The sequence below is a fragment of the Erwinia sp. AC075 genome (assembly GCF_979253995.1).
This window is the reverse complement of the sequence record NZ_CEEDEU010000001.1, coordinates 3,628,114-3,649,067: the sequence shown is the minus strand read 5'-3', so window position 1 is coordinate 3,649,067 and position 20,954 is coordinate 3,628,114. Positions and strand designations below refer to the sequence as shown.

Annotated in this window: 20 protein-coding genes; 9 read left to right on the top strand and 11 right to left on the bottom strand. The window is 55.9% G+C overall.

Annotated features, from left to right (window positions below):
* Positions 1-56 precede the first annotated feature (56 nt).
* From pfkA to AC0IXH_RS17145, 3 genes are all read left to right on the top strand, one after another.
* Complete coding sequence (gene pfkA, locus AC0IXH_RS17155; protein ID WP_013200169.1) at positions 57-1,019, top strand: 6-phosphofructokinase; 963 nt, start codon at positions 57-59, stop codon at positions 1,017-1,019.
* Between the two features lie 144 nt (positions 1,020-1,163).
* On the top strand, positions 1,164-2,156 hold the full coding sequence (locus tag AC0IXH_RS17150; RefSeq protein WP_106382037.1) for a sulfate ABC transporter substrate-binding protein: 993 nt from the start codon (positions 1,164-1,166) through the stop codon (positions 2,154-2,156).
* A 220-nt stretch (positions 2,157-2,376) separates the two neighbouring features.
* Positions 2,377-3,135 (top strand): CDP-diacylglycerol diphosphatase, encoded by a 759-nt coding sequence (locus AC0IXH_RS17145; protein WP_206404656.1) that lies wholly within the window; start codon positions 2,377-2,379, stop codon positions 3,133-3,135.
* 31 nt (positions 3,136-3,166) lie between these two features.
* Here the strand turns inward: AC0IXH_RS17145 and yhjD are convergent, their stop codons facing one another.
* Complete coding sequence (gene yhjD / locus AC0IXH_RS17140) at positions 3,167-4,168, bottom strand: inner membrane protein YhjD (RefSeq protein ID WP_013200172.1); 1,002 nt, start codon at positions 4,166-4,168, stop codon at positions 3,167-3,169.
* A gap of 57 nt (positions 4,169-4,225) precedes the next feature.
* Entirely contained in the window at positions 4,226-5,125 is a 900-nt protein-coding gene (locus tag AC0IXH_RS17135) for a LysR family transcriptional regulator (RefSeq protein WP_053145298.1), read from the bottom strand.
* A gap of 114 nt (positions 5,126-5,239) precedes the next feature.
* On the opposite strand from AC0IXH_RS17135, the gene AC0IXH_RS17130 reads away from it, so the two are divergent.
* Complete coding sequence (locus AC0IXH_RS17130) at positions 5,240-5,998, top strand: SDR family NAD(P)-dependent oxidoreductase (RefSeq protein ID WP_471720750.1); 759 nt, start codon at positions 5,240-5,242, stop codon at positions 5,996-5,998.
* Between the two features lie 59 nt (positions 5,999-6,057).
* Here AC0IXH_RS17130 and AC0IXH_RS17125 read toward each other — a convergent pair whose 3' ends face one another.
* Positions 6,058-6,909: a PhzF family phenazine biosynthesis protein gene (locus AC0IXH_RS17125; protein ID WP_471720749.1), complete on the bottom strand. Its 852-nt coding sequence runs from the start codon at positions 6,907-6,909 to the stop codon at positions 6,058-6,060.
* 161 nt (positions 6,910-7,070) lie between these two features.
* On the opposite strand from AC0IXH_RS17125, the gene AC0IXH_RS17120 reads away from it, so the two are divergent.
* Positions 7,071-7,694 (top strand): glutathione S-transferase family protein, encoded by a 624-nt coding sequence (locus AC0IXH_RS17120; RefSeq protein WP_013200176.1) that lies wholly within the window; start codon positions 7,071-7,073, stop codon positions 7,692-7,694.
* Positions 7,695-7,696: 2 nt separating this feature from the next.
* Here the strand turns inward: AC0IXH_RS17120 and AC0IXH_RS17115 are convergent, their stop codons facing one another.
* A complete protein-coding gene (locus tag AC0IXH_RS17115; protein WP_013200177.1) occupies positions 7,697-9,154 on the bottom strand; it encodes an aminotransferase-like domain-containing protein in 1,458 nt (485 codons plus the stop codon).
* Positions 9,155-9,290: 136 nt separating this feature from the next.
* Here AC0IXH_RS17115 and AC0IXH_RS17110 point away from each other — a divergent pair, with 136 nt between their 5' ends.
* Entirely contained in the window at positions 9,291-9,875 is a 585-nt protein-coding gene (locus AC0IXH_RS17110) for a LysE family translocator (RefSeq protein WP_013200178.1), read from the top strand.
* Between the two features lie 53 nt (positions 9,876-9,928).
* Here the strand turns inward: AC0IXH_RS17110 and mqo are convergent, their stop codons facing one another.
* Together mqo and AC0IXH_RS17100 are read right to left on the bottom strand one after the other, a co-directional pair.
* Positions 9,929-11,548 carry a malate dehydrogenase (quinone) gene (gene mqo, locus AC0IXH_RS17105; RefSeq protein WP_471720748.1) on the bottom strand — a complete coding sequence of 540 codons (1,620 nt, stop codon included), beginning with the start codon at positions 11,546-11,548 and terminating at the stop codon, positions 9,929-9,931.
* A 408-nt stretch (positions 11,549-11,956) separates the two neighbouring features.
* On the bottom strand, positions 11,957-12,409 hold the full coding sequence (locus AC0IXH_RS17100) for a carboxymuconolactone decarboxylase family protein (RefSeq protein WP_013200180.1): 453 nt from the start codon (positions 12,407-12,409) through the stop codon (positions 11,957-11,959).
* Positions 12,410-12,496: 87 nt separating this feature from the next.
* Between AC0IXH_RS17100 and pdxR the strand changes: the two genes are divergently transcribed.
* Positions 12,497-13,927 carry a MocR-like pyridoxine biosynthesis transcription factor PdxR gene (gene pdxR, locus AC0IXH_RS17095; RefSeq protein ID WP_471720747.1) on the top strand — a complete coding sequence of 477 codons (1,431 nt, stop codon included), beginning with the start codon at positions 12,497-12,499 and terminating at the stop codon, positions 13,925-13,927.
* 44 nt (positions 13,928-13,971) lie between these two features.
* Here the strand turns inward: pdxR and tpiA are convergent, their stop codons facing one another.
* Together tpiA and AC0IXH_RS17085 are read right to left on the bottom strand one after the other, a co-directional pair.
* Positions 13,972-14,739, bottom strand: coding sequence for a triose-phosphate isomerase (gene tpiA / locus AC0IXH_RS17090; protein WP_013200182.1), 768 nt, complete (start codon positions 14,737-14,739; stop codon positions 13,972-13,974).
* A gap of 119 nt (positions 14,740-14,858) precedes the next feature.
* Entirely contained in the window at positions 14,859-15,452 is a 594-nt protein-coding gene (locus AC0IXH_RS17085) for a DUF1454 family protein (protein ID WP_151038583.1), read from the bottom strand.
* Positions 15,453-15,542: 90 nt separating this feature from the next.
* Between AC0IXH_RS17085 and AC0IXH_RS17080 the strand changes: the two genes are divergently transcribed.
* Positions 15,543-15,986, top strand: a complete 444-nt coding sequence (locus AC0IXH_RS17080; RefSeq protein WP_471720746.1) for a DUF805 domain-containing protein — start codon at positions 15,543-15,545, stop codon at positions 15,984-15,986.
* Here AC0IXH_RS17080 and fpr read toward each other — a convergent pair.
* Positions 15,977-16,723, bottom strand: coding sequence for a ferredoxin--NADP(+) reductase (gene fpr / locus AC0IXH_RS17075; RefSeq protein WP_013200185.1), 747 nt, complete (start codon positions 16,721-16,723; stop codon positions 15,977-15,979). The two genes, AC0IXH_RS17080 and fpr, sit on opposite strands and share 10 nt — an antisense overlap.
* Positions 16,724-17,028: 305 nt before the next feature.
* On the opposite strand from fpr, the gene emrD reads away from it, so the two are divergent.
* Positions 17,029-18,207: a multidrug efflux MFS transporter EmrD gene (gene emrD, locus AC0IXH_RS17070; protein WP_471720745.1), complete on the top strand. Its 1,179-nt coding sequence runs from the start codon at positions 17,029-17,031 to the stop codon at positions 18,205-18,207.
* Between the two features lie 91 nt (positions 18,208-18,298).
* On the opposite strand, the gene glpX is transcribed toward emrD, so the two are convergent.
* Both glpX and glpK read right to left on the bottom strand, forming a co-directional pair.
* Positions 18,299-19,309, bottom strand: coding sequence for a class II fructose-bisphosphatase (gene glpX, locus AC0IXH_RS17065; RefSeq protein ID WP_471720744.1), 1,011 nt, complete (start codon positions 19,307-19,309; stop codon positions 18,299-18,301).
* 100 nt (positions 19,310-19,409) lie between these two features.
* The gene (gene glpK, locus AC0IXH_RS17060; RefSeq protein WP_013200188.1) at positions 19,410-20,924 is read right to left on the bottom strand and encodes a glycerol kinase GlpK; all 1,515 of its coding nucleotides are present in this window, start codon (positions 20,922-20,924) and stop codon (positions 19,410-19,412) included.
* Positions 20,925-20,954 lie beyond the last annotated feature (30 nt).

Below are 20,954 nucleotides of genomic sequence, written 5' to 3'. Positions count from 1 at the left end.
CGACCTTCCAGGGCGCTCAGAATTCTAATTTTGCATCAACAAGTTCAGAGGTTGTCATGATTAAAAAAATCGGTGTACTGACAAGTGGTGGCGATGCGCCAGGAATGAACGCAGCCATCCGGGGCGTGGTACGTGCCGCCCTGAGCGAAGGCCTGGAAGTGTGTGGCGTTTACGATGGCTATCTGGGCCTGTATGAAGATCGCATGGCCAATCTGGACCGTTACAGCGTATCTGACATGATTAACCGTGGCGGCACCTTCCTGGGCTCCGCGCGTTTCCCGGAGTTCCGTGAAGAGTCAGTGCGTACCGTTTGCATCGAGAACATGAAAAAGCGCGGGATTGATGCGTTGGTGGTCATCGGTGGTGATGGTTCTTACATGGGCGCCAAACGTCTTACTGAGATGGGCTTCCCGTGCATCGGCCTGCCGGGCACCATTGATAATGACGTGGCCGGAACGGATTACACCATCGGCTACTTCACCGCGCTGGAAACCGTCGTCGAAGCGATTGACCGTCTGCGTGACACGTCTTCTTCTCACCAGCGTATTTCCATCGTTGAAGTGATGGGCCGCTACTGTGGCGATCTGACGCTGGCTGCGGCCATCGCCGGTGGCTGTGAATTTATCGTATTGCCTGAAATCCCTTACACCCGCGAAGAGCTGGTAGAAGAGATCAAAGCGGGCATCGCCAAAGGTAAAAAGCACGCAATCGTGGCCATTACCGAGCACATCTGCGATATCGATGAGCTGGCCAAATACATTGAAGCTGAAACCAAGCGTGAGACCCGTTCAACGGTGCTGGGCCATATCCAGCGCGGTGGTGCGCCGGTCGCTTACGACCGCATCCTGGCGTCCCGCATGGGCGCCTACTCGATTGAGCTGCTGTTGCAGGGCTATGGCGGCCGTTGTGTCGGTATTCAGAATGAGAAGATGGTGCACCACGACATCATCGATGCGATTGAAAACATGAAGCGTCCCTTCAAAGGTGACTGGCTGGATACCGCCAAGAAGCTTTATTAAGCAAAATCAAGGCGCTGAAACCCAGCGCCTTTTTACTGCCTTGCTATATTCCATTAGGTTATTAAAGCTTGTTTTTAATTCTTTAAATCGTGGATAGGTTTGTGTCAGGCTCTCCTACAGCGAAAACCTTTGGGAGAGAGAGTAATGAATAAGTGGAGTGTGGGATTTACCCTGTTACTGGCTTCAACCAGCGTGCTGGCGAAAGATATTCAGCTGCTGAATGTTTCTTACGATCCAACGCGTGAGCTGTACGAACAGTACAACAAAGCCTTCAGCGCGCATTACAAGCAGGAAACAGGTGACAATGTTGTCGTCCGTCAATCCCATGGTGGCTCCGGTAAGCAAGCGACGTCCGTTATCAATGGCATTCGTGCCGATGTGGTTACGCTGGCGTTAGAATCTGATGTGGATGCCATTGCTGAACGCGGTCGTATCGACAAAAACTGGATTAAACGTCTGCCAGACAACTCTGCTCCTTACACCTCGACCATCGTCTTCCTGGTCCGCAAAGGCAATCCAAAGCAAATCCACGACTGGGGTGATTTGATCAAACCTGGCGTGTCGGTGATCAGTCCGAATCCAAAAACCTCCGGCGGCGCACGCTGGAACTATCTGGCGGCATGGGGTTGGGCACTGGATCAGAACCATGGCGATCAGGCGAAAGCGCAGGCTTACGTCAAAGCCCTGTATAAGAACGTTGAGGTTCAGGATTCCGGCGCGCGTGCCGCGACCAATACCTTCGTAGAACGTGGTTTAGGCGATGTGCTGATCGCGTGGGAAAACGAAGCCTACCTGGCGGTGAACAAGCTGGGTAAAGACAAGTTTGAGATCGTGACGCCAAGTGAATCAATTCTGGCGGAACCGACCGTGTCCGTGGTGGATAAAGTGGTCGACGAGCGTGACAGCCGTAAAGTGGCCGATGACTACCTGAAGTATCTCTACTCGCCAGTGGGTCAAACCATCGCGGCGGAAAACTACTATCGCCCACGCGATCCTGAGGTCGCAAAGAAGTTTGCCAGCACCTTTGCGCCGGTGAAACTGTTTACCATTGATAATAAGTTTGGCGGCTGGACTCAGGCCCAGAAAACACACTTTGCCGATGGTGGCACTTACGACCAGATTATGAAACCCGATTAATTGTTACCCAGGCGGTGAATACCTTCACCGCCTGATTTGCCTTATCCACGGTCTTTACTGCTTATTTACGCCTTCCTTACCCTTTCCGAACCCTTCCGAATACTGCCTTAAGTCGATTTATCCCCGCCCAGAAAAATGGTCACCGCGATTGATTATTTGACATGATCTTTATCCGTAATTCGTTTACATTACGAGCAGATTATGAGCAGAGGTTTCAATGATGCAGGGGCGAAAGCGGGTCCTGATTGTAGTGGGTATTGCAGGGGTAATTTTGACGGCGGGCTGTGCCTCGATAGCGTTGAATTATAAAAACAATTCGGATGCGTTATGGAAAATTGTCAGTCAAAAATGTGTGCCTAACCAAAATCAAAATAACGATCCCACACCCTGTCGTCAGGTCGACTTGCGCAATGGTTATGTGGTCCTGAAAGATCGCGTTGGTCCTCTGCAGTTTTTATTAATGCCGGTGGAAAAGATTACCGGTATTGAAAGTCCGGCCTTACTCAATCCTGCTACGCCCAATTTCTTTGCGGAAGCCTGGCGCTCGCGTCATTTTATGGAAGAAAAGCGCGGTGCGCCCATCGATGACAGTGCCTATGCGTTAAGCATTAATTCAGAGCGGGGAAGAACGCAGAATCAGCTGCATATTCACATCTCCTGCCTGCGGCCGGATATTCGCCAACAGCTGGACGGCCTCAGCCCTAAACTAACCAGCTTATGGCAATCTGAGCAGTTGGCCGGGCATACCTATCAGGTGCGGGCGGTTACCCGCGACGAGATCAAAAAAATGAGTCCGTTTCTGCGTCTCGCCAGAGAGATACCCGGCGCGCGGGAAGAGATGTACAAATACGGCATTGCCGTTGCGGCGCTGCCAGATGGTCGCCGCGTGATGATGGTGATCAAACGCAATCTGTTGCTGATGAACCGGGGTTCTGCTGAAGAGTTGCAGGACCACAGTTGCAGCATCCTCAAGTCTTAAGGGCAACCCCGGCTGCCCTTAAGTCCCTGCCTCAGGCTTTTTTAGCCTCTGGCTCGATGGGTTGATCGTCCTTGTACTTCGCCGTGGCAATCCACGCGGCGCAGAACAGGGTCAGACGGGCAAAGAAGTAGAAAAAGGCCATCAGTCCCAGCACCGACCCAAAAGCTGCGCCGGAAGGCGAAGACGCCAGCTTAGGCAGGGTCAGCGTCATAATGAATTTAATCACTTCAAAGCCAATCGCCGCCAGCAAGGTCCCACGGAATAACGCTTTTTTACGCGGCTTATGCCGTGGCAGGATCCAGAAAATCCACAGGAACAGCAGATAGTTCGCCAGAATGGAAATCGACAACGCAATCAGCGTCATGGCCGGTTTCAGCCAGTCGATTCCCTCCAGTCCTAATGCCCGCACAATCATATCCTGCGCCGCGCCGGCAATAGACGTCAGTGACAGCGTGATAATCAGCGCCAGCACCAGTCCGGTCAGCGAAATAAAGTCGCGGGAATAGCGCCGCCAGATTTTCTCTTTGTCCTGCTCGTTTCTTTCCCAGACATCGCGCGACTGGGCGCGGATCGCCTCGCGCAGATTGCCCATCCAGCTAATCCCGGAATAGAGCGCAATGAACAAGCCGGTCAGTCCGACGGTTGTACGCTGTTGAATCGCCGTATTAACGGTGTTTTTCAGCGTCGAGGCCAGCGTGGGATCGCTAATATTGTCGACGATCTTATTGATCAACTGCGTTAGCAGGTCCTGGTTAGACGCCAGCACAAAACCGACGGCGGCAAAGGAGACCATCAGGATCGGGATCAGCGAGAGAAATGAGAAGTAGGTAATGGCCGCGCCAAACTGGCTGCCCAGTCGATCGTTAAAGCGTTCACCCGCGCGCAGAAAATGCGCCACGGCGGGAATGGCCTGGAACCAGCTCGCCAGCTTTGAAACCCGGGTAATGGATTTATCAACGGTGTGATTGCCTGTCTTGATATTGATCAGCGGTTTGTCTTCTTGCTGGTTTTCAGCGGATTGGTTTTCCTTCATGTCACCTTCTTCATGTCCTTCAAATGAATGTACCTGCCTGAAATTATAGCCCCGCACTCAGGTAACGTATTTTTTCATCGTCTGAGTGATCCATTCCATAAAAACGTGCACCCGACGGGCGAGGTTACGGCGGTGGGGATAAATCAGCGAGATGGGCATCGGTTCAGCCCGAAAATGCGGCAGAACTTCCACCAGCGTTTTGTTGGCCAGTGACGCTTTCATTCCGGCGAGAGGCGCCTGAATGATGCCAAGTCCGGACAGGCAGGCCGACTGGTAGGTTACCGTATTGTTGACGGTGACCGCGCCGCCGGTCTGGATAAAGCGGGTTGTTTTGCCGTCCCAGTACTCAAATCCTTGCGGATGGACGCCCAGCTGCTGGCTGTAATGCACCATCGCATGCTGTCCCAGATCGTCGAGGGTCTGCGGGGTGCCAAACCGTTCCAGATAGTCAGGGCTGGCGCAGTTTACCTGCGTCATCTTCCCTAACGGGCGCGCAATCAGCCCGGAGTCACCCAGGGTGCCACCACGGATCACGCAGTCAAAGCCTTCCCGAATCACATCAACACGGCGGTCACTGCTGCTCAGCTCCAGTTCGATCCCCGGGTATTGCTGCAAAAATTGCGGCAGCAACGGCAGGATGAAATTACTGGCAAGGCTGACCGACATATCCACCCGCAGCCGGCCGCTGAGCGTGGTGGGATCGTGCTGAAACAGGGAATCCATCTCTTCCAGCGTGGCCAGCACATCACGGCAGCGCTCGTAATACACCAGTCCATCCTGGGTCAGCTGCACGCGGCGGGTGGTACGGTGCAGCAGTCGCGTTCCCATGCTGTTTTCCAGCGCCTGTAACTGACGCGACAGGCTGCCTTTCGGTAAACCCAGGCTGTCAGCCGCGCGGGTAAAGCTCTGCAACTCCGCGACTCTGACAAACACCTGCATTGCGTGAATTTTATCCATTTTTGCGCCTGTTGTTGTCCGGAATGAAACAGTGAAGCGTCATTCAGGACATTTATAGATCAGAACGGAGGTAATATCCTGTTTTTTGTCCACAGAAACAGACTGGAGAAGAAAATGAGCCATAAAATCGCAGTGATCACCGGCGGAAGCCGGGGTTTAGGTGAGAATGCCGCCCTGAAACTGGCCGCTAAAGGCGTTGACGTCATTTTGACGTACCGTAGCAAGCAGCCGGAAGCCGATCGGGTTGTGCAGCGCATTGAGGCGCTCGGAGCCCGTGCCGTGGCGCTTCAGCTGGATGTTGGCGACAGCAAGAGCTTCGTAGCCTTTGCGGCTGAAGTGAAAAAACATCTCAACGCTGTCTGGCAAAGAGAGCATTTTGATTATTTATTGAACAATGCCGGAACCGCACTTCACGCCAGTTTCGAGGAGACCACCGAAGCGCAGTTTGATGAGATGGTGAACGTCCATTTCAAAGGGCCGTTTTTCCTGACCCAGACGCTGCTGCCGCTGCTGGTGGACGGCGGACGTATCCTGAATATCTCCAGCGGACTGGCGCGCTTTAGCCTGCCAGGCTCCAGTGCGTATGCGTCGGTAAAAGGGGCGATGGAAGTGCTGACCCGTTATCAGGCGAAAGAACTGGGTAAGCGTGGGATTGCGGTGAATATCCTGGCGCCAGGTGCGATTGCCACCGATTTCAGCGGTGGGATGGTGCGTGATAACCCGGAAGTGAATGCCTTTGTCGCCTCGCAAACGGCGCTGGGACGGGTCGGTTTGCCGGATGACATCGGCAATGCCGTCGCGCAGATCCTCAGCGATGAGAGCGGCTGGATCAACGGTCAACGTATTGAAGCGTCCGGCGGCATGTTTATGTAATCTTCTGGCGCCGCTCTCTGGATCCAACGCCAGCAGAGCGGCGGCCGTGACTGCCGTCCTTAAACGGTGAGCGTCCCGTCGATAACCGTGACGGTTTGCCCACCAATCCACAGGCCATCGCTGGCGTAGGTGACGCTAAGCCTGCCTGCGCGCTTCATCGCCGTCCCCTGGCGAACCCGATAATCCAGCTCAACGCCCTGTGCCTGAAGATAGCGGGCCAGACAGGCATTGGCGCTGCCGGTGACCGGATCTTCAGTGAAGGAGCCGTTCTCGACCAGCAGGCCACGCACTTCATACTGCTCGGGCAAACCGTCCAGCGGGCCAAACGGCATCACGCCGTTCACCTGAGCTTTCCGCAACAGCCGTTCAAACTCCACGATATTCGGCTTGATCGCCAGCACCGCCTCAGCGGATTGCATCGGCACCAGCAACCAGCGAATGCCCATATCGGCCACCATTACCGGCAGCTGAGTTTCCAGCGCATCACTGTTCAGGGCACTGCTTAACGGCGCATCGCTGAACCCGGTCAGCGTGGCTTCCGGTGCGGCAAAGGCCAGCGCGCCATCGTCGGCAATTTTGATGGTGACCAAACCAATCCCGCACTCCTGCACAATCTTGCCCGGATTTTTCAGGGTTACGCCCGCTTCAATCAGCGCGTGGGCGGTACCCAGCGTGGGATGCCCGGCGAACGGCAGTTCCAGGTCCGGGGTGAAGATGCGCACCCGATAGTCCGCAGCGGGATCTTCAGCCGGCAGCACGAAGGTGGTTTCTGACAGATTGGTCCAACGGGCAACGGACATCATCTGCTCATCGCTCAGGCCGCTGGCGTCCATAATCACCGCCAGCGGATTGCCGTTGAGCGGGGAAGAGGTAAAGACATCAACCTGTTTAAATGCACGTAACTGTGTCATCACTAAAGTCCTTCTGGTTGGCATGTTGCAAGAGTAGACGGAAAATTGTCAGCTTAAGCTGGCGGAAATCACAATGTTGAGGCAGCAAGGGGTTAGCCATTGTCAGCCTGAGCGAATATGGGTATTAATAGCTCCACGCTGCACAAAAAAGTGACGGAACTATGCTGAAAATACTGGGACGCGCCTCATCAATCAACGTTCGCAAAGTGCTGTGGGTTTGTGAAGAGCTGGACATTGCCTTCCGCCGGGAAGACTGGGGCGACGGATTTAAATCCCCCCAGGACGCCGCCTTCAAAAACATGAATCCCAATGCCCTGATCCCGGTTATACAGGAAGGGGATTTCATCCTTTGGGAATCCAACGCCATTATCCGCTATCTGGCCAATGCGTACGGCGGCGGCTGGCTGTATCCCGAGGATCCCCGCGCCCGTGCGCCCGTCGATCAGTGGATTGACTGGCAGGCCACCGAGCTGAATACCTCCTGGCGCTACGCCTTTATGTCGCTGGTTCGCCACTCTCCGGCGCATCAGGATCCGCGTTTACTGGCCGCGGCGAGTAAAGGCTGGTCGCATACCATGGGCATTCTCAATGCGCAGCTGGAACGTACCGGCGCGTATGTTGCGGGCAAAGCCTTCTCGCTGGCGGATATCCCGGTCGGACTGTCGGTTAACCGCTGGTATGAAACGCCGCTGGACCATCCTGACTTTCCGGCGGTGCGGGCCTATTACGAGCGACTGACCCTGCGCAAAGGCTATGCGACCTATGGCCGCAACGGCACGCCGTAATCTCAGGCGATACCCGCTTCCAGCCCGCTAAGTTCACAGGCCACCGCACCGGTTCGCTTCAGTGCCCAGGTGTAGCGTTCATCAAAGGGATAGCAGCAGGACAGGCGAAGCGCGCTGTTCCCACGATCGCTCAGGGTATAGAGTGCGCCGGGCGTCAGGCATATCTTCTCCTGCAACAGGCGATGGAAAAGCTCGACGGTATCCACTTTCGCCGGCAGCTCCACCCAGAAGACAAAGCCGCCGCTGGGCAGCGTTGCCTGGGTTCCCTGCGGGAAATGGCGGGCAATAATGCCACGCGCCTCATCCAGCTGCGCGGCATAGCGGCGGCGCATGGTGCGCAGATGATGATCGTAGCCGCCTGATTCCAGAAAATGGCCCAGCGTTTCTGACAACAACCGCGATTCTGCCAGCGAAGAGACGGCTTTCAGCCTGGCCAGTTCACCGCTAAATCGTCCCGCCGCAATCCAGCCGATATGGAAATCAGGTGCCACCGTTTTGGTAAAACTGGCGCAGTACAGAACCCAACCCTGGGTATCGAAGGCTTTCACCGAAGGCGCGAGGGGCCAGCAGAACTGTAGCTCGCCGTACAAACCGTCTTCCAGTAGCGGCACCTGGTAGCGGTTGACCAGCTTCGCCAGCCGCTTTTTATCGTCCAGCTTCATACTGAATCCCAGCGGATTCTGCACGTTGGGCATGGCGACAATCGCCTGTAGCCGCTTTTCCTGTAGCAGCAGCTCCAGCGCATCCAGCGACATCCCGTGTTGGGGATCGGTGGGGATTTCCAGCACCTTCAGCCCCAGGCTTGCCAGCAGCGGGAACAGGTAAAAATAGGTTGGCGTTTCGACGCCCACACAGTCACCGGGCCGGGTGACCGCCCGCAGCGCCAGCTGGAGCGCTTCCATACAGCCGTGGGTCAGGGTGATATCCTCGGTCGCCAGCGCCATGCCCAAATCCATCGAGCGTTTGGCGATGGCCCGGCGTAAGCGTTCGCTGCCGGGTGGCAACGCATAGCGGCCAATTAACTCCGGCTCGCGGCGTAACAGCGAGGCCATAATGCGGCTGATTTTTGCCGTGGGAAAAAAATCACTGTTCTGCGGGCAGGCCAGCGAGATATTGGTGTAGTCCGGATGATTCTGCGCGGCAAAAACCGCATCAATCAAATCCAGCTTCTCGCTGCTGGGAGAGCGCACTTTCGCCCGCCGATCGCCGCTGCTTTTCACCGAAGGCAGCATGCCACGCACGTAATAACCGGATTGAGGTCGTGCTTCGATCAGGCCGCGATCTTCAAGGATACGGTAGGCCGTCAGCACCGTATTGATACTGACCTGATGATTACTGGCGCAGCGTCGTATCGCGGGCAGACGCGTGCCGGGCAGGAAAGTGCCGTTATGGATGGCTTCTGCCAGCGATTCCGCCAGCTGATGATAGAGGGTACTTTCCTGCGGTTCGACAATGGACACAATCGCCTGCCTTAGTGATGGGTACAGTGAAAGTCATTTCGACATTGTACTCATTACAATAGTGTATTTCTGAATCTGTTACCATCCTGCTGCCCGCACTACCATGGTGTTCTCAACCATCTGCAGGATACAGACCATGCTTGATCCCTCCTTTTTCAGTTATGTCACCGTTATGTCGATTACGCCTGGGCCGAACAACCTGATGCTGGCGACCTCTGGCGTCAATTTTGGTATGCGTAGAACGCTGCCGATGCTGCTGGGAATCATGATCGGCTGCGCGATCCAGACGGCGATAGCGGGATTACTGCTGGAGGTCTTGCTGGTGTGGATGAGCGCCATTCGCCTGCCGTTAACGCTATTGGGCGCGGCTTATCTGCTCTGGTTGTCATGGAAAATTTTCCGCAGCGGCGCGCCAGAATTGCGTGAGAAAGCGCAGCCGATGACGCTGCTGGGCGGGGCGATGTTCCAGGCAATCAACCCAAAAGCCTGGCTGATGGCCACCAACGTCGCGCTGATGTACACCGCCAGCAGCGGAATTTTGACGGTGATGATTGGGTTTATGGCGCTGAATCTGCCGTGCATTCTGATCTGGGCAGCGATGGGAGACCGGTTGGGGAAACATCTGCAGGTGGCGTGGAAGCTGCGTGTCTTTAACACCGTGATGGCACTGTCGCTGATGGCGACGACGTTATGGATGCTCGTGGAAGTGATTCACCCCTGATCGGAAAGGGCGGCCTTTCGGCCGCCCTTTATTGCCTGATGCCCGGCCAGTAATTACTTACCGATTACCGCCGCATTGGCTTCTTCTGCTTCATCGTTCGCGGCTGAGGTTGGGGTATATTCCAACTGCAGAACACGACTGGTTTCCGCCAGCTCTTTCTCGGTCGCCGCCACGTTGCCGTTCAGCTTCCTGCCATACGATGGGATCATCATTTTCAGCTTCGCCTGCCACTCAATCGATGAGAAGCGATCCTCAAACACTTTGGCCATCAGATCGATCATGATTGGCGCAGCGGTTGACGCGCCCGGAGACGCACCCAGCAGAGCGGAGATGGTGCCATCCTGAGACGTCACCACCTCGGTACCGAGTTTCAGCACGCCACCTTTATCCGCATCTTTCTTGATGATCTGCACGCGCTGACCGGCCTTCACCAGACGCCAGTCTTCCTTTCTGGCTTCCGGGAAGTACTCCTGAAGTGCCTTCAGGCGATCGTCATCGGTCAGCATCACCTGACCCACCAGGTATTTCACCAGATCGAAGTTGCTCAGGCCAACGTGCAGCATCGGCTTAATGTTGGAAGAGGTCAGCGAGCCAAACATATCCAACAGCGAACCCTGCTTCAGGAACTTGGTGGAGAAGGTGGCGAACGGACCAAACAGCAGCGTCTGTTTACCATCCAGCATCCGCGTATCCAGATGCGGAACCGACATCGGCGGTGCGCCTACGGACGCTTTGCCATAGACTTTCGCCAGATGACGCTTCACCACGTCCGGGTTTTCGGAGACCAGGAACTCGCCGCCCACCGGGAAGCCGGCATAGTCTTTCACTTCCGGGATGCCCGATTTCTGCAACAGCGTCAGGCCCGCGCCGCCCGCGCCGATAAAGACATATTTGGCGCGCAGCGTTTTTTCCTGACCGTTGTTTTTCAGGTCGGCGAGGGTCACGCTCCAGCTACCGTCTTCGTTACGCTTGATATCGCGCACTTCGTGACTGGTTTTGAGCGAGAATTGCGGGCTCTTCTGCAGTGAATTCACCAGTTGATGGGTGATTTCGCCGAAGTTGACGTCGGTACCGGTCAGAATACGGGTTGCGGCAACGCGGTCAGTCGCTTCGCGACCTTCCATCATCAACGGCACCCACTCCCTGACTTTTTCCGCATCTTCTGAATATTCCATGCCACGGAACAGCGTGCTTTTCTGCAAGGCTTCAAAGCGTTTTTTCAGGAATTCGACATTGTCTTCGCCCCAGACAAAGCTCATGTGCGGCACGCTGTTGATAAAGCTGCGCGGGTTTTGCAGGTTGCCTTTTTGCACCTGATACGCCCAGAACTGGCGGGAAATCTGGAAGGATTCATTGATTTCCACGGCCTTTTTGATCTCAATCGAGCCGTCGCTTTTTTCCGGGGTGTAGTTCATCTCTGCCAGCGCGGAATGGCCCGTGCCTGCATTGTTCCAGCCGTTTGAACTCTCTTCAGCGATGCTGTCCAGACGTTCAACCATGCCAAGACGCCATGTGGGCTCAAGCTCCTGTAAATAGGTGCCGAGCGTGGCGCTCATGATTCCGCCGCCGATCAACAACACATCGACGTCATTTTTCTCTTCTTCAGCCGTTACCGATTTTGCCAAACTTATTGCGTTGAACCAGCCAGCCAGGCGTACTGCTAAATTTCGCATGAGGGCGACTTCTCCGTATGTTGAATCATCAACATGGTAAGCAGGTGAAACAGTTTCGGCTTCTGAGGAGCGCGTTTTGCTGTCTCGTTTTTCCAGGGTAATTTTTAAGCAAATTCACACATTAAAACGAATGTATTGAAAATGGTTAAAGCGATAGAAATATACCATTGTTACCAGTCAATTAAAAAATTGTTTAAAGATTAAAAATGAGAATGAAAAATCAAACGAAATTAGTAACATTGATACCGCGCCGTGAGGGTGGCGCGGTCGGAGGAAGTGAGAGCAGGAGAGCTATTTTATAATCAGCGACTTAGGTTATGTGAGGGCACCGGGTCCCCAGCGGCTCGCGCTTTTTAGCCGTACAGGTGCGGGATCATTTTTTTTGGCAGCGCGTTTAGCTTTTTAACATTAGCGCGGGGCACTGTCAGGCAGTTTACGGTGGCTGATCGCCAGGCGGTTATAGGCATTCATCAGCCCAATGGCGATGGTCATATCGCTGATCTCTTTTTCACTGAACGCCGCCTCAACCTCCGCGAAGACCGCATCCGGTGCGTGGGATTGGGCAATCAAGGTTAGTGACTCTGCCCATGCCAGCGCTGCTTTCTCACGCGAGGTGAACCAGTCGCCCGCTTCCCGCCAGACCTGGGTCAGCACAATTTTGTCCCACGGCAGGCCCCCTTTGTGCAATGCTTTGGTATGCATATCAATGCAGTATGCGCAGCCATTGATTTCCGATACGCGCAGGAAAACCAACTCGATCAGATCTTGTGGCAGGCCGCATTGCGCTACATAGTTGTAGACGCCGCCGAGCGCTTTCATGCCAGCCGGGGCAACCTGGGTGTAATCGATACGTTCGCTCATTTTTCTTTCCTTTAATGGTCTGGTGCAGGTGAGGGGCTGAATAGCCCCGCTGGCGATGATTCTCTCTTCTTCGATGGGACAGTAAAAGTGCCAGGAATTGACAAAAACAGTGGTCCATCTGCCGTGCAGATTGCGCTCTCACGACGAGGGGAACTGACGCTCAGCGAGCAGATCCGCGATGAGGTGACCGCCGCTATCCGGGAAGGTCGGCTGGTGGCTGGCGCGCGCGTGGCATCCTGCCGGGATCTTGCGGCTCAGCTTGGGGTGGCAAGAGGAACCGTTCGCCATGCCTACGATATGCTGGTAGACAGCCAGTTGCTGGTGGCGAAGGGCGCGGCGGGCACCTTTGTCGCGGCACAGCTGCCGGTTACCTCGAAGCCTGGCGCCCGGCAAAAAGTGATGTCGCCACTGTTCGACATTATTCACGACTTCGATTTAGCGCCGCTCACCTTCCAGATGGGCGTACCGGCGGATGACGCATTCCCGGCTAAAGTCTGGTCGCGCATTCTCACCCGCCACGCCCGCGAGATGGCGACGCGGCCGGTTGGCTATCCCGATCCCCGAGGCAGCGTAATTCTGCGGGAACAGTTGGTCAGCTATCTGGCGATGACGCGTGGCATTCGTTGCCAGGCATCGCAAATCATGATCACCAACGGCTATGCGGGCGCGCTCGGACTGATTTGCCTGACCCTGGGTCTGCGGGACCAGCAGGCGTGGATTGAAGATCCCGGCTACCTGCTGGCACGCAAGGCGCTGGAAATGGCCGGCGTGACGCCGGTGGGCATTTCGGTGGACAGCGAAGGGATACGGGTGGATGAAGGCAAACGGCTGGCGCCTGAAGCGCGGATCGCGCTGGTGACGCCAGGCCAGCAGGCGCCGCTGGGCATGACGCTTTCTCTGGCGCGCAGGAGCGAGCTGATCCAGTGGGCGCAGCAAACCGATGGCCTGATTGTCGAAGATGACTATCTGGGGGAACTCCAGCTTGATGGCCGGGCGGCACCGGCAATGGCTTCACTGGATACCGAGCGCGTGCTGCATATTGGCACCTTCAGTAAGAACCTCAGCCCTTCACTGCGTTTAGGCTATCTGGTGGTGCCTGAAAGGCTGGCGAGCCGCTTTGGCGACGTCACGGCTTTACTGTCTCCAGCCTCCTCCTTTGTGCTGCACAATGCGGTGGCTGAATTTTTACGGGAAGGGCATTTTATGCGGCATTTACGGCGCATGAAACGGCTGTACGCGGAGCGGCTGGAGAATATGTTGCAGGCTTTGCGACCGCATTTCCCGTCGGTGACCCGTGCGGCACTCGGCGTGGTCATTGAATTGCCTGCTGGCACGCGGGACAGCGTGATCGCGCGCGAAGCGCTTGCCTGGGGCATGGCGCCAACGGCGCTTTCCGTCTGGTATCAGTGTGCAGAACGGCGTCGTTATGGCTTAGTGCTTAGCGTGACCAATATGCCGAAAGGGGGATTTGAAAGCAGTGCGCTGAGATTAAAAATGTTGGTCGAGCAGTGTGGCTGAAGGGGAAAATATCCTGCGCTGTGACCAGCGCAGGAGGCAGAGCATCAGGCGTTTTTCGCTGCTGCAGCTGCTTTAACGATCACCGCGAAAGCATCTGCTTTCAGTGATGCGCCGCCAACCAGCGCACCGTCGATGTCCGGCTGAGCAAACAGTTCAGCGGCGTTCTTGTCGTTAACAGAACCGCCGTACTGAATGATAACCTGAGCGGCAACGGCTTCATCTTTTTTGGCAATATGGCCACGAATGAATTTGTGAACCGCCTGGGCCTGAGCTGGAGTCGCCGATTTACCGGTACCGATCGCCCATACTGGCTCGTAAGCAATAACCACACCGTTGAACGCGTCAGCGCCCTGAGTGTTCAGCACCGCGTCGATCTGACGTGCGCAGACTTCTTCGGTTTTACCCGCTTCGTTTTCTGCTTCGGTTTCACCGATGCACAGCACAGGGATCAGACCGGCTGCTTTCAGCACGGCAAACTGCTCAGCCACGAACTCGTCGCTCTCTTTGTGGTAAGTACGACGCTCAGAGTGGCCGATAATGATGTATTTCGCGCCAACGTCTTTCAGCATGTCGGCAGAAATTTCACCGGTAAACGCACCAGACAGGTTCACACCCACATTCTGCGCGCCAAGGGCGATATGGCTGCCAGAAATAGCGTGTTTCGCCAGATCCAGATACATCACCGGAGGGGCAATGGCTACGCCGCAGCCGTCAACATTGCTCAGCTCTGTACGCAGGCCGGCAATCAGTTCGTTGACCATATGCTTGCTGCCGTTCAGTTTCCAGTTACCCATTACTAACGGATGTCGCATTATATCCTCCACGCTTAGCGCGATGCTGTTAAATTACCCTGCCTTGGCAGCGTTGTCTGCCAGACAGTATAGAGATCAAAAACACGAAAGGCTTTGCTTTTCGTCATCTTTGCGGACGGTCAGTTGGTGGCCAGCGCGAGTTTAATCGGCTCGATGGCGAAGGTCAGACCCTTGTCGCCATTGTCCGCCACGATGTAGCGCACCGCGCCCTCATCCTGAGTGTAATAGCGCGATCCTTTCCCTTTGCTCAGCACATCATCCAGCCGTTTCAGGCTTTGCGCTTCGTTAAGCGTCGGCTCGAAAAAACGCTCCATGGCGGCCATGTACGCACGGGCTTTATCCTGCGCTTCCTTCTGATCCGGACCGGGAACCGGTAGCCAGGTTATCTGTAACGTTTTGATCTTACCGGTCCCTTGCTCAAGGGCGGTCGACGCGTACAGATTTTCATTGATCTTGCTGGCGGCGCGGGTCAAATTACTTTTGTCCCCACGGTTGTCGATGGCGCGATATTCAGCAATCTGTAACGTTGGGTAGATAGCATTATACTTTTCGCGAAACTGGCCGATAGTCATATCAAAGGTGGGCGATCCCGCCTGAAGATAAGGCGCGGCAGGCAGGTGTTCAGTACGATCCTGCGCAACAGGGGCGTCTTCTGCTCTTGCCGCCGTAAGCGTTAGCAGTAACGTGATGCCCAGAAAAATCGCTTTATTCATACCGTCAGCCCTAACCAATAAATTCAGCTCAAGATTAGAACGGACAATGACCGGCAAAGTCAAAGCCTGACGCTGTTCTGGGGGATAAAAATGACCTTACAAGCGTGGTGTTTTTCCTGGCGGGGCCGAATAGGACGCCGGGATCTGTGGGTCTGGCTGACGCTGTGGCTGGCACTGATGGTGGTGCTGTTCTGGCTGGCCGACCGGGGATTTATGTCGACACAAACTGCGGCTTTTTGCGTGGTTTGTCTGCTATGGCCGACCGGTGCGGTGGTGGTGAAACGCCTGCATGATCGCAATAAAACCGGCTACTGGGCGCTGCTGTTGGTGGTTGCCTGGGTATTACTGGCGCGTGACTGGGATATGTTACCGGCCAGCTGGCAGTGGGCGTTGGGATGCTTTATTCCAACCCTGATCCTGGTGACCATGACGCTGGAACTCGGCACCTTTCGCGGCACGCCGGGCGAGAACCGCTTTGGTAAAGCGGCCAGCCCGGTGAACTATTTACGTCGCAGGGCGCCTGATTACCAGTAATGCTCGGCGGTCATATGGCCGGGCTTACGTTTCAGGTGCTTGCGCATCTCGCGGGTCTCTTTCAACAGCTGTTGGGTGTCTCTGACCATTTGCGGATTGCCGCACAGCATGACGTGGCTGTCTTCAGCATTCATTGGCAGGCCAACGGCGGATTCCAGCTCACCGCTCTCAATCAGCGCCGGGACGCGGCCGGTCAGTGAACCGGTAATCTCTTCGCGGCTGACCACGGTCTGGATGCGTAGCTGGCCGTTATAACGCTGCTGCAGCTGCTGCATCAGCGGAAGGTAGCTCAGATCCTGGGCATAGCGGGCGGCATGAACCAGCACGATATTCTCAAAGCGCGCCAGGCCTTTGCCTTCCTGCAAAATCGACAGGTAGGGACCGATGGCGGTGCCGGTTGCCAGCATCCACAGCGTTTTGCATTCCGGGACCTCATCCACCACAAAAAATCCGGCCGATTCTTTGGTGATCATCACTTCGTCGCCTGGCTTCAGGGCATGCAGACGCGGGCTGAGTTTGCCTTCCGGCACGGTGACCAGATAGAACTCAAGATTGTTATCGCTCGGGGCATTAACAAAGGAGTAAGCCCGCTGCACGCGCTCTCCGTCAATTTCCAGCGCCAGCTTGGCAAACTGACCGGCAGTAAACGGGTCGATGGGGGCGGTAACGATCAGGCTGAATAAACTGTCGGTAAAATCGTTGACCTGTTTGATGCTGGCGTTAACCCATTCGGCCATAAATAACTCCTTTATTCGGGGGTAAGGGCAAGGTGGCGTAGCGGTATCTTCTCCACTCAGCGGCTGATTTTCCAGTGTCAGTCGGTGACAAAGCTCGTATCGACAAATTGTCCGCACCTGTAAACACTATAACGTACAGATAGATTTACGCTGCTGCCTGCTTTCTCTGACAGTGGATGCCTGACCATTTTCAGCCTGCCTCTCGCTTTGTCATCGAATCCTGATATTTTCCCCGGCATAACACTCCCTCCTGCTGGCGTTATTGCTGAATTAAGTGAGTAACGCCGATAAATGTGCTGACTGAAATGAGAAAAATTGAAAACGGGCATCTGTTGCTGATGCTGATCGCGCTGGTGGCGGTGGGGCAGATGGCGCAGACCATCTATGTCCCGGCGATGGCGACCATTGCCGAGGCGTTTAACGTCCGGGATGGCGCGGTACAACGGGTGATGGCGGCGTACCTGATGACCTATGGCGGCTCCCAGCTGTTGTATGGGCCGTTGTCCGACAATATCGGCCGCCGCCCGGTGATCCTCGCCGGTCTGGCGATTTTCTGCGTGGGTACCCTGGTGGCGCTCAATGCGGCCACCTTCGATCTGCTGGTGCTCGGCAGCGCGATTCAGGGACTGGGCACCGGCGTAGCGGGCGTGATGGCCCGAACCATGCCGCGCGATCTGTATGCCGGCAGCACGTTAAGGCTGGCAAACAGCCTGCTGAATATGGGTATCCTGGTCAGCCCGCTGGTGGCACCGGTGATTGGCGCGCTGCTGACGCATCTGTTTGGCTGGCAGGCCTGTTTTGCTTTCCTGCTGCTGCTGTGTTTCTGCGTAGGTACCGCGATGCTGCGCTGGTTACCGGAGACGCGTCCCGCACCGGTTGAGAAACGCCGGTTATTTTCGCGCTATCGCCCGCTGCTGGCGGATGGCACCTTTATTCGCTACCTGATTATGCTGATGGGGGCGTTGGGCGGCATCGCGGTGTTTGAGGCCAGCTGTGGCGTGTTGATGGGCGGCGTGTTGGGCCTGAACAGCTTGACCGTCAGCCTGCTGTTTATTCTGCCAATCCCGGCGGCCTTCTTTGGTGCCTGGTTTGCCGGGCGCGATAACCGACCTTTCCCGCAGTTGATGTGGTGGTCAGTGAACAGCTGCATGCTGGCCGGGGCGTTGATGTGGATCCCCGGCTGGTTTGGGGTGATGACCATCTGGACGCTGATCGTGCCGGCGGCGGTGTTCTTCTTTGGGGCCGGGATGCTGTTTCCGCTGGCAACAACCGGCGCGATGGAGCCCTGGCCTTATATGGCCGGGACCGCGGGGGCGTTGTTAGGAGGAATGCAGAATCTGGGATCGGGTCTGGCTGCATGGCTTTCCGCCCTGTTGCCGCAGACCGGGCAGTTCAGCCTGGGTATGCTGATGTCGGCGATGGCGCTGCTGATCCTGCTGTGCTGGCTGCCGCTTTCCCGCCGTCCGGAGCCGATGGCGGTATAATCGCGACTGCCGCACATAAAAAAACGGCCCTGCCAGCAACACTGCTGCCGGGGCCGTTTTTAGTTGTCCACAGAACCGGACAACTTAAGCGTTACAGAATAAACGGGTGCAGATTTTCATCTTTGCGATCGAGGTAGTGAATCGACTGAATACGGCGAATGGTGCGGGATTTGCCGCGAACCAGCAGCGTTTCAGTGGTCGCGATATTGCCGTTGCGGGTGATGCCCTTCAGCAGGTCGCCGCTGGTGATGCCGGTTGCCGAGAAAATCACGTTATCGTTACGCGCCATCTCGTCCAGACGTAAAACCTTGCCGGCTTCGATGCCCATTTCCTGACAGCGTTTCAGCTCCTGCTCGCCGAGCGCGCGGTTCTCCGGCGTGTCGCCTTTGACATCATGACGCGCCAGCAGGCGGCCTTGCATATCGCCATCCATCGCCCGGATCACCGCCGCCGAGATCACGCCTTCAGGTGCGCCGCCGATGCCGTACATCACATCCACTTCACTGTCTGGCATACAGGTCAGGATCGATGCCGCAACATCGCCATCGGGAATGGCAAAAATCCGCACGCCAAGCTGCTGTAGCTGGGCAATCACGGCATCGTGACGGGGCTTCGCCAGAATGGTGACGGTCAGTTCAGACAGCGGCTTGCGCAGCGCCTCAGCGACGCGCTGCAGATTCTCTTCGAGTGGCAAAGCCAGATCGATTGCGCCTTTCGCGCCGGGCCCGACAATCAGTTTTTCCATATACATATCGGGCGCATTCAGGAAGGTGCCCTTATCGCCAACCGCCAGCACCGCCAGCGCATTAGGCTGGCCCATCGCGGTCATGCGGGTGCCTTCAATCGGATCGACGGCGATATCTACCGCATCACCCTCGCCGCTGCCGACCTTCTCGCCGATATATAACATCGGGGCTTCATCAATCTCGCCCTCGCCAATGACGATCTGGCCGTCAATGTTCACTTTGTTCAGCATGATGCGCATGGCGTGGACGGCAGCACCGTCTGCGGCGTTTTTGTCACCGCGTCCCAGCCACTTGTAGCCTGCCAGAGCAGCGGCTTCCGTTACGCGTGAAAATTCAATGGCGAGTTCTCGTTTCATGATTGGCCTCGGGAAATGTTGAGGCGGAAAGTTTATCACAGCGGGGAAGCGGGGGAGGGGGAAAAGCCCGTAGCCGGGAGGCCACGGGCAATTTTCAGACTTACGAGTCGTCCTGATCTTCCCACGCCTGGGCGCGAGAAACGGCTTTTTTCCAGCCGGCATAGAGGTAGTTACGCTGAGTGGTTTCGATGCTTGGGCGGAACTCACGCTCAATCACCGCTTTTTCACGCACTTCATCCAGATCTGACCAGAAACCGACGGCCAGGCCAGCCAGGTACGCTGAACCTAACGCGGTCACTTCCAGCACTTCAGGGCGCTCAACACGCGTACCCAGAATGTCGGACTGGAACTGCATCAGGAAGTTGTTGGCAACCGCACCACCATCCACACGCAGAGACTGCAGGCGGGTATTGGCATCGATCTGCATTGCTTCCAACACGTCACGCGTCTGATAAGCAATCGACTCCAGCGTGGCACGGATGATGTGGTTAGCATTCGCACCGCGCGTCAGGCCGAAGATCGCGCCACGGGCATACGGGTCCCAGTAAGGAGCACCCAGGCCGGTAAAGGCAGGCACCATATAAACGCCGTTGCTGTCCTTCACCTTAGTCGCAAAGTACTCGGAGTCGGTTGCATCGCCGATCAGTTTCATCTCATCGCGCAGCCACTGGATAGAGGCACCGCCGATAAATACCGCGCCTTCCAGTGCGTAGTTCACTTCACCGCGTGGGCCACAGGCGATGGTGGTCAACAGGCCGTTGGTTGAGGTCACCGCTTCGGTACCGGTGTTCATTAACATAAAGCAGCCGGTGCCGTAGGTATTTTTTGCCATACCCGGCTGAACACACATCTGGCCGTACAGCGCCGCCTGCTGGTCACCGGCGATACCGGCGATTGGAATACGCGTACCGCCTTTACCACCAATGTTGGTCTGGCCGTACACTTCAGAAGACGATTTCACTTCTGGCAGCATTTCACGCGGGATATCGAGGATATCCAACATGCGCTGATCCCACTCCAGCTTGTGGATGTTAAACATCATGGTACGCGAGGCGTTGGTGTAATCGGTGATGTGCACCCGTCCCTGCGTCATTTTCCACACTAGCCAGGAGTCAACCGTACCGAACAGCAGCTCGCCACGTTTCGCACGATCGCGTGAGCCTTCCACGTGGTCGAGGATCCACTTCACCTTGGTACCGGAGAAGTAAGGATTAATCACCAGGCCGGTGGTGTGCTGGATATACTCTTCCAGCCCTTCTTTTTTCAGTTTTGCACAGTAGTCAGCGGTGCGCGGATCCTGCCAGACGATAGCGTTGTAGATCGGCTTGCCGGTCTCTTTGTCCCAGATAATGGTGGTTTCACGCTGGTTGGTGATACCGATCGCGGCAATCTCGTCTGAACGAATATCGGCATGCGCCAGCACTTCTACCAGCGTGGAGCTCTGGGAAGCCCAGATATCCATCGGGTCATGCTCAACCCAGCCGGGCTTAGGATAAATTTGCTGAAATTCGCGCTGGGAGACGGCAACGATGTTGGAGTCATGATCCAGGATCACGGCACGAGAGCTGGTCGTCCCCTGATCGAGCGCGACAATGTATTTTTTTTCTATGGTCATAATTCATTCCTGATGGTGTAAAGGGTTAGC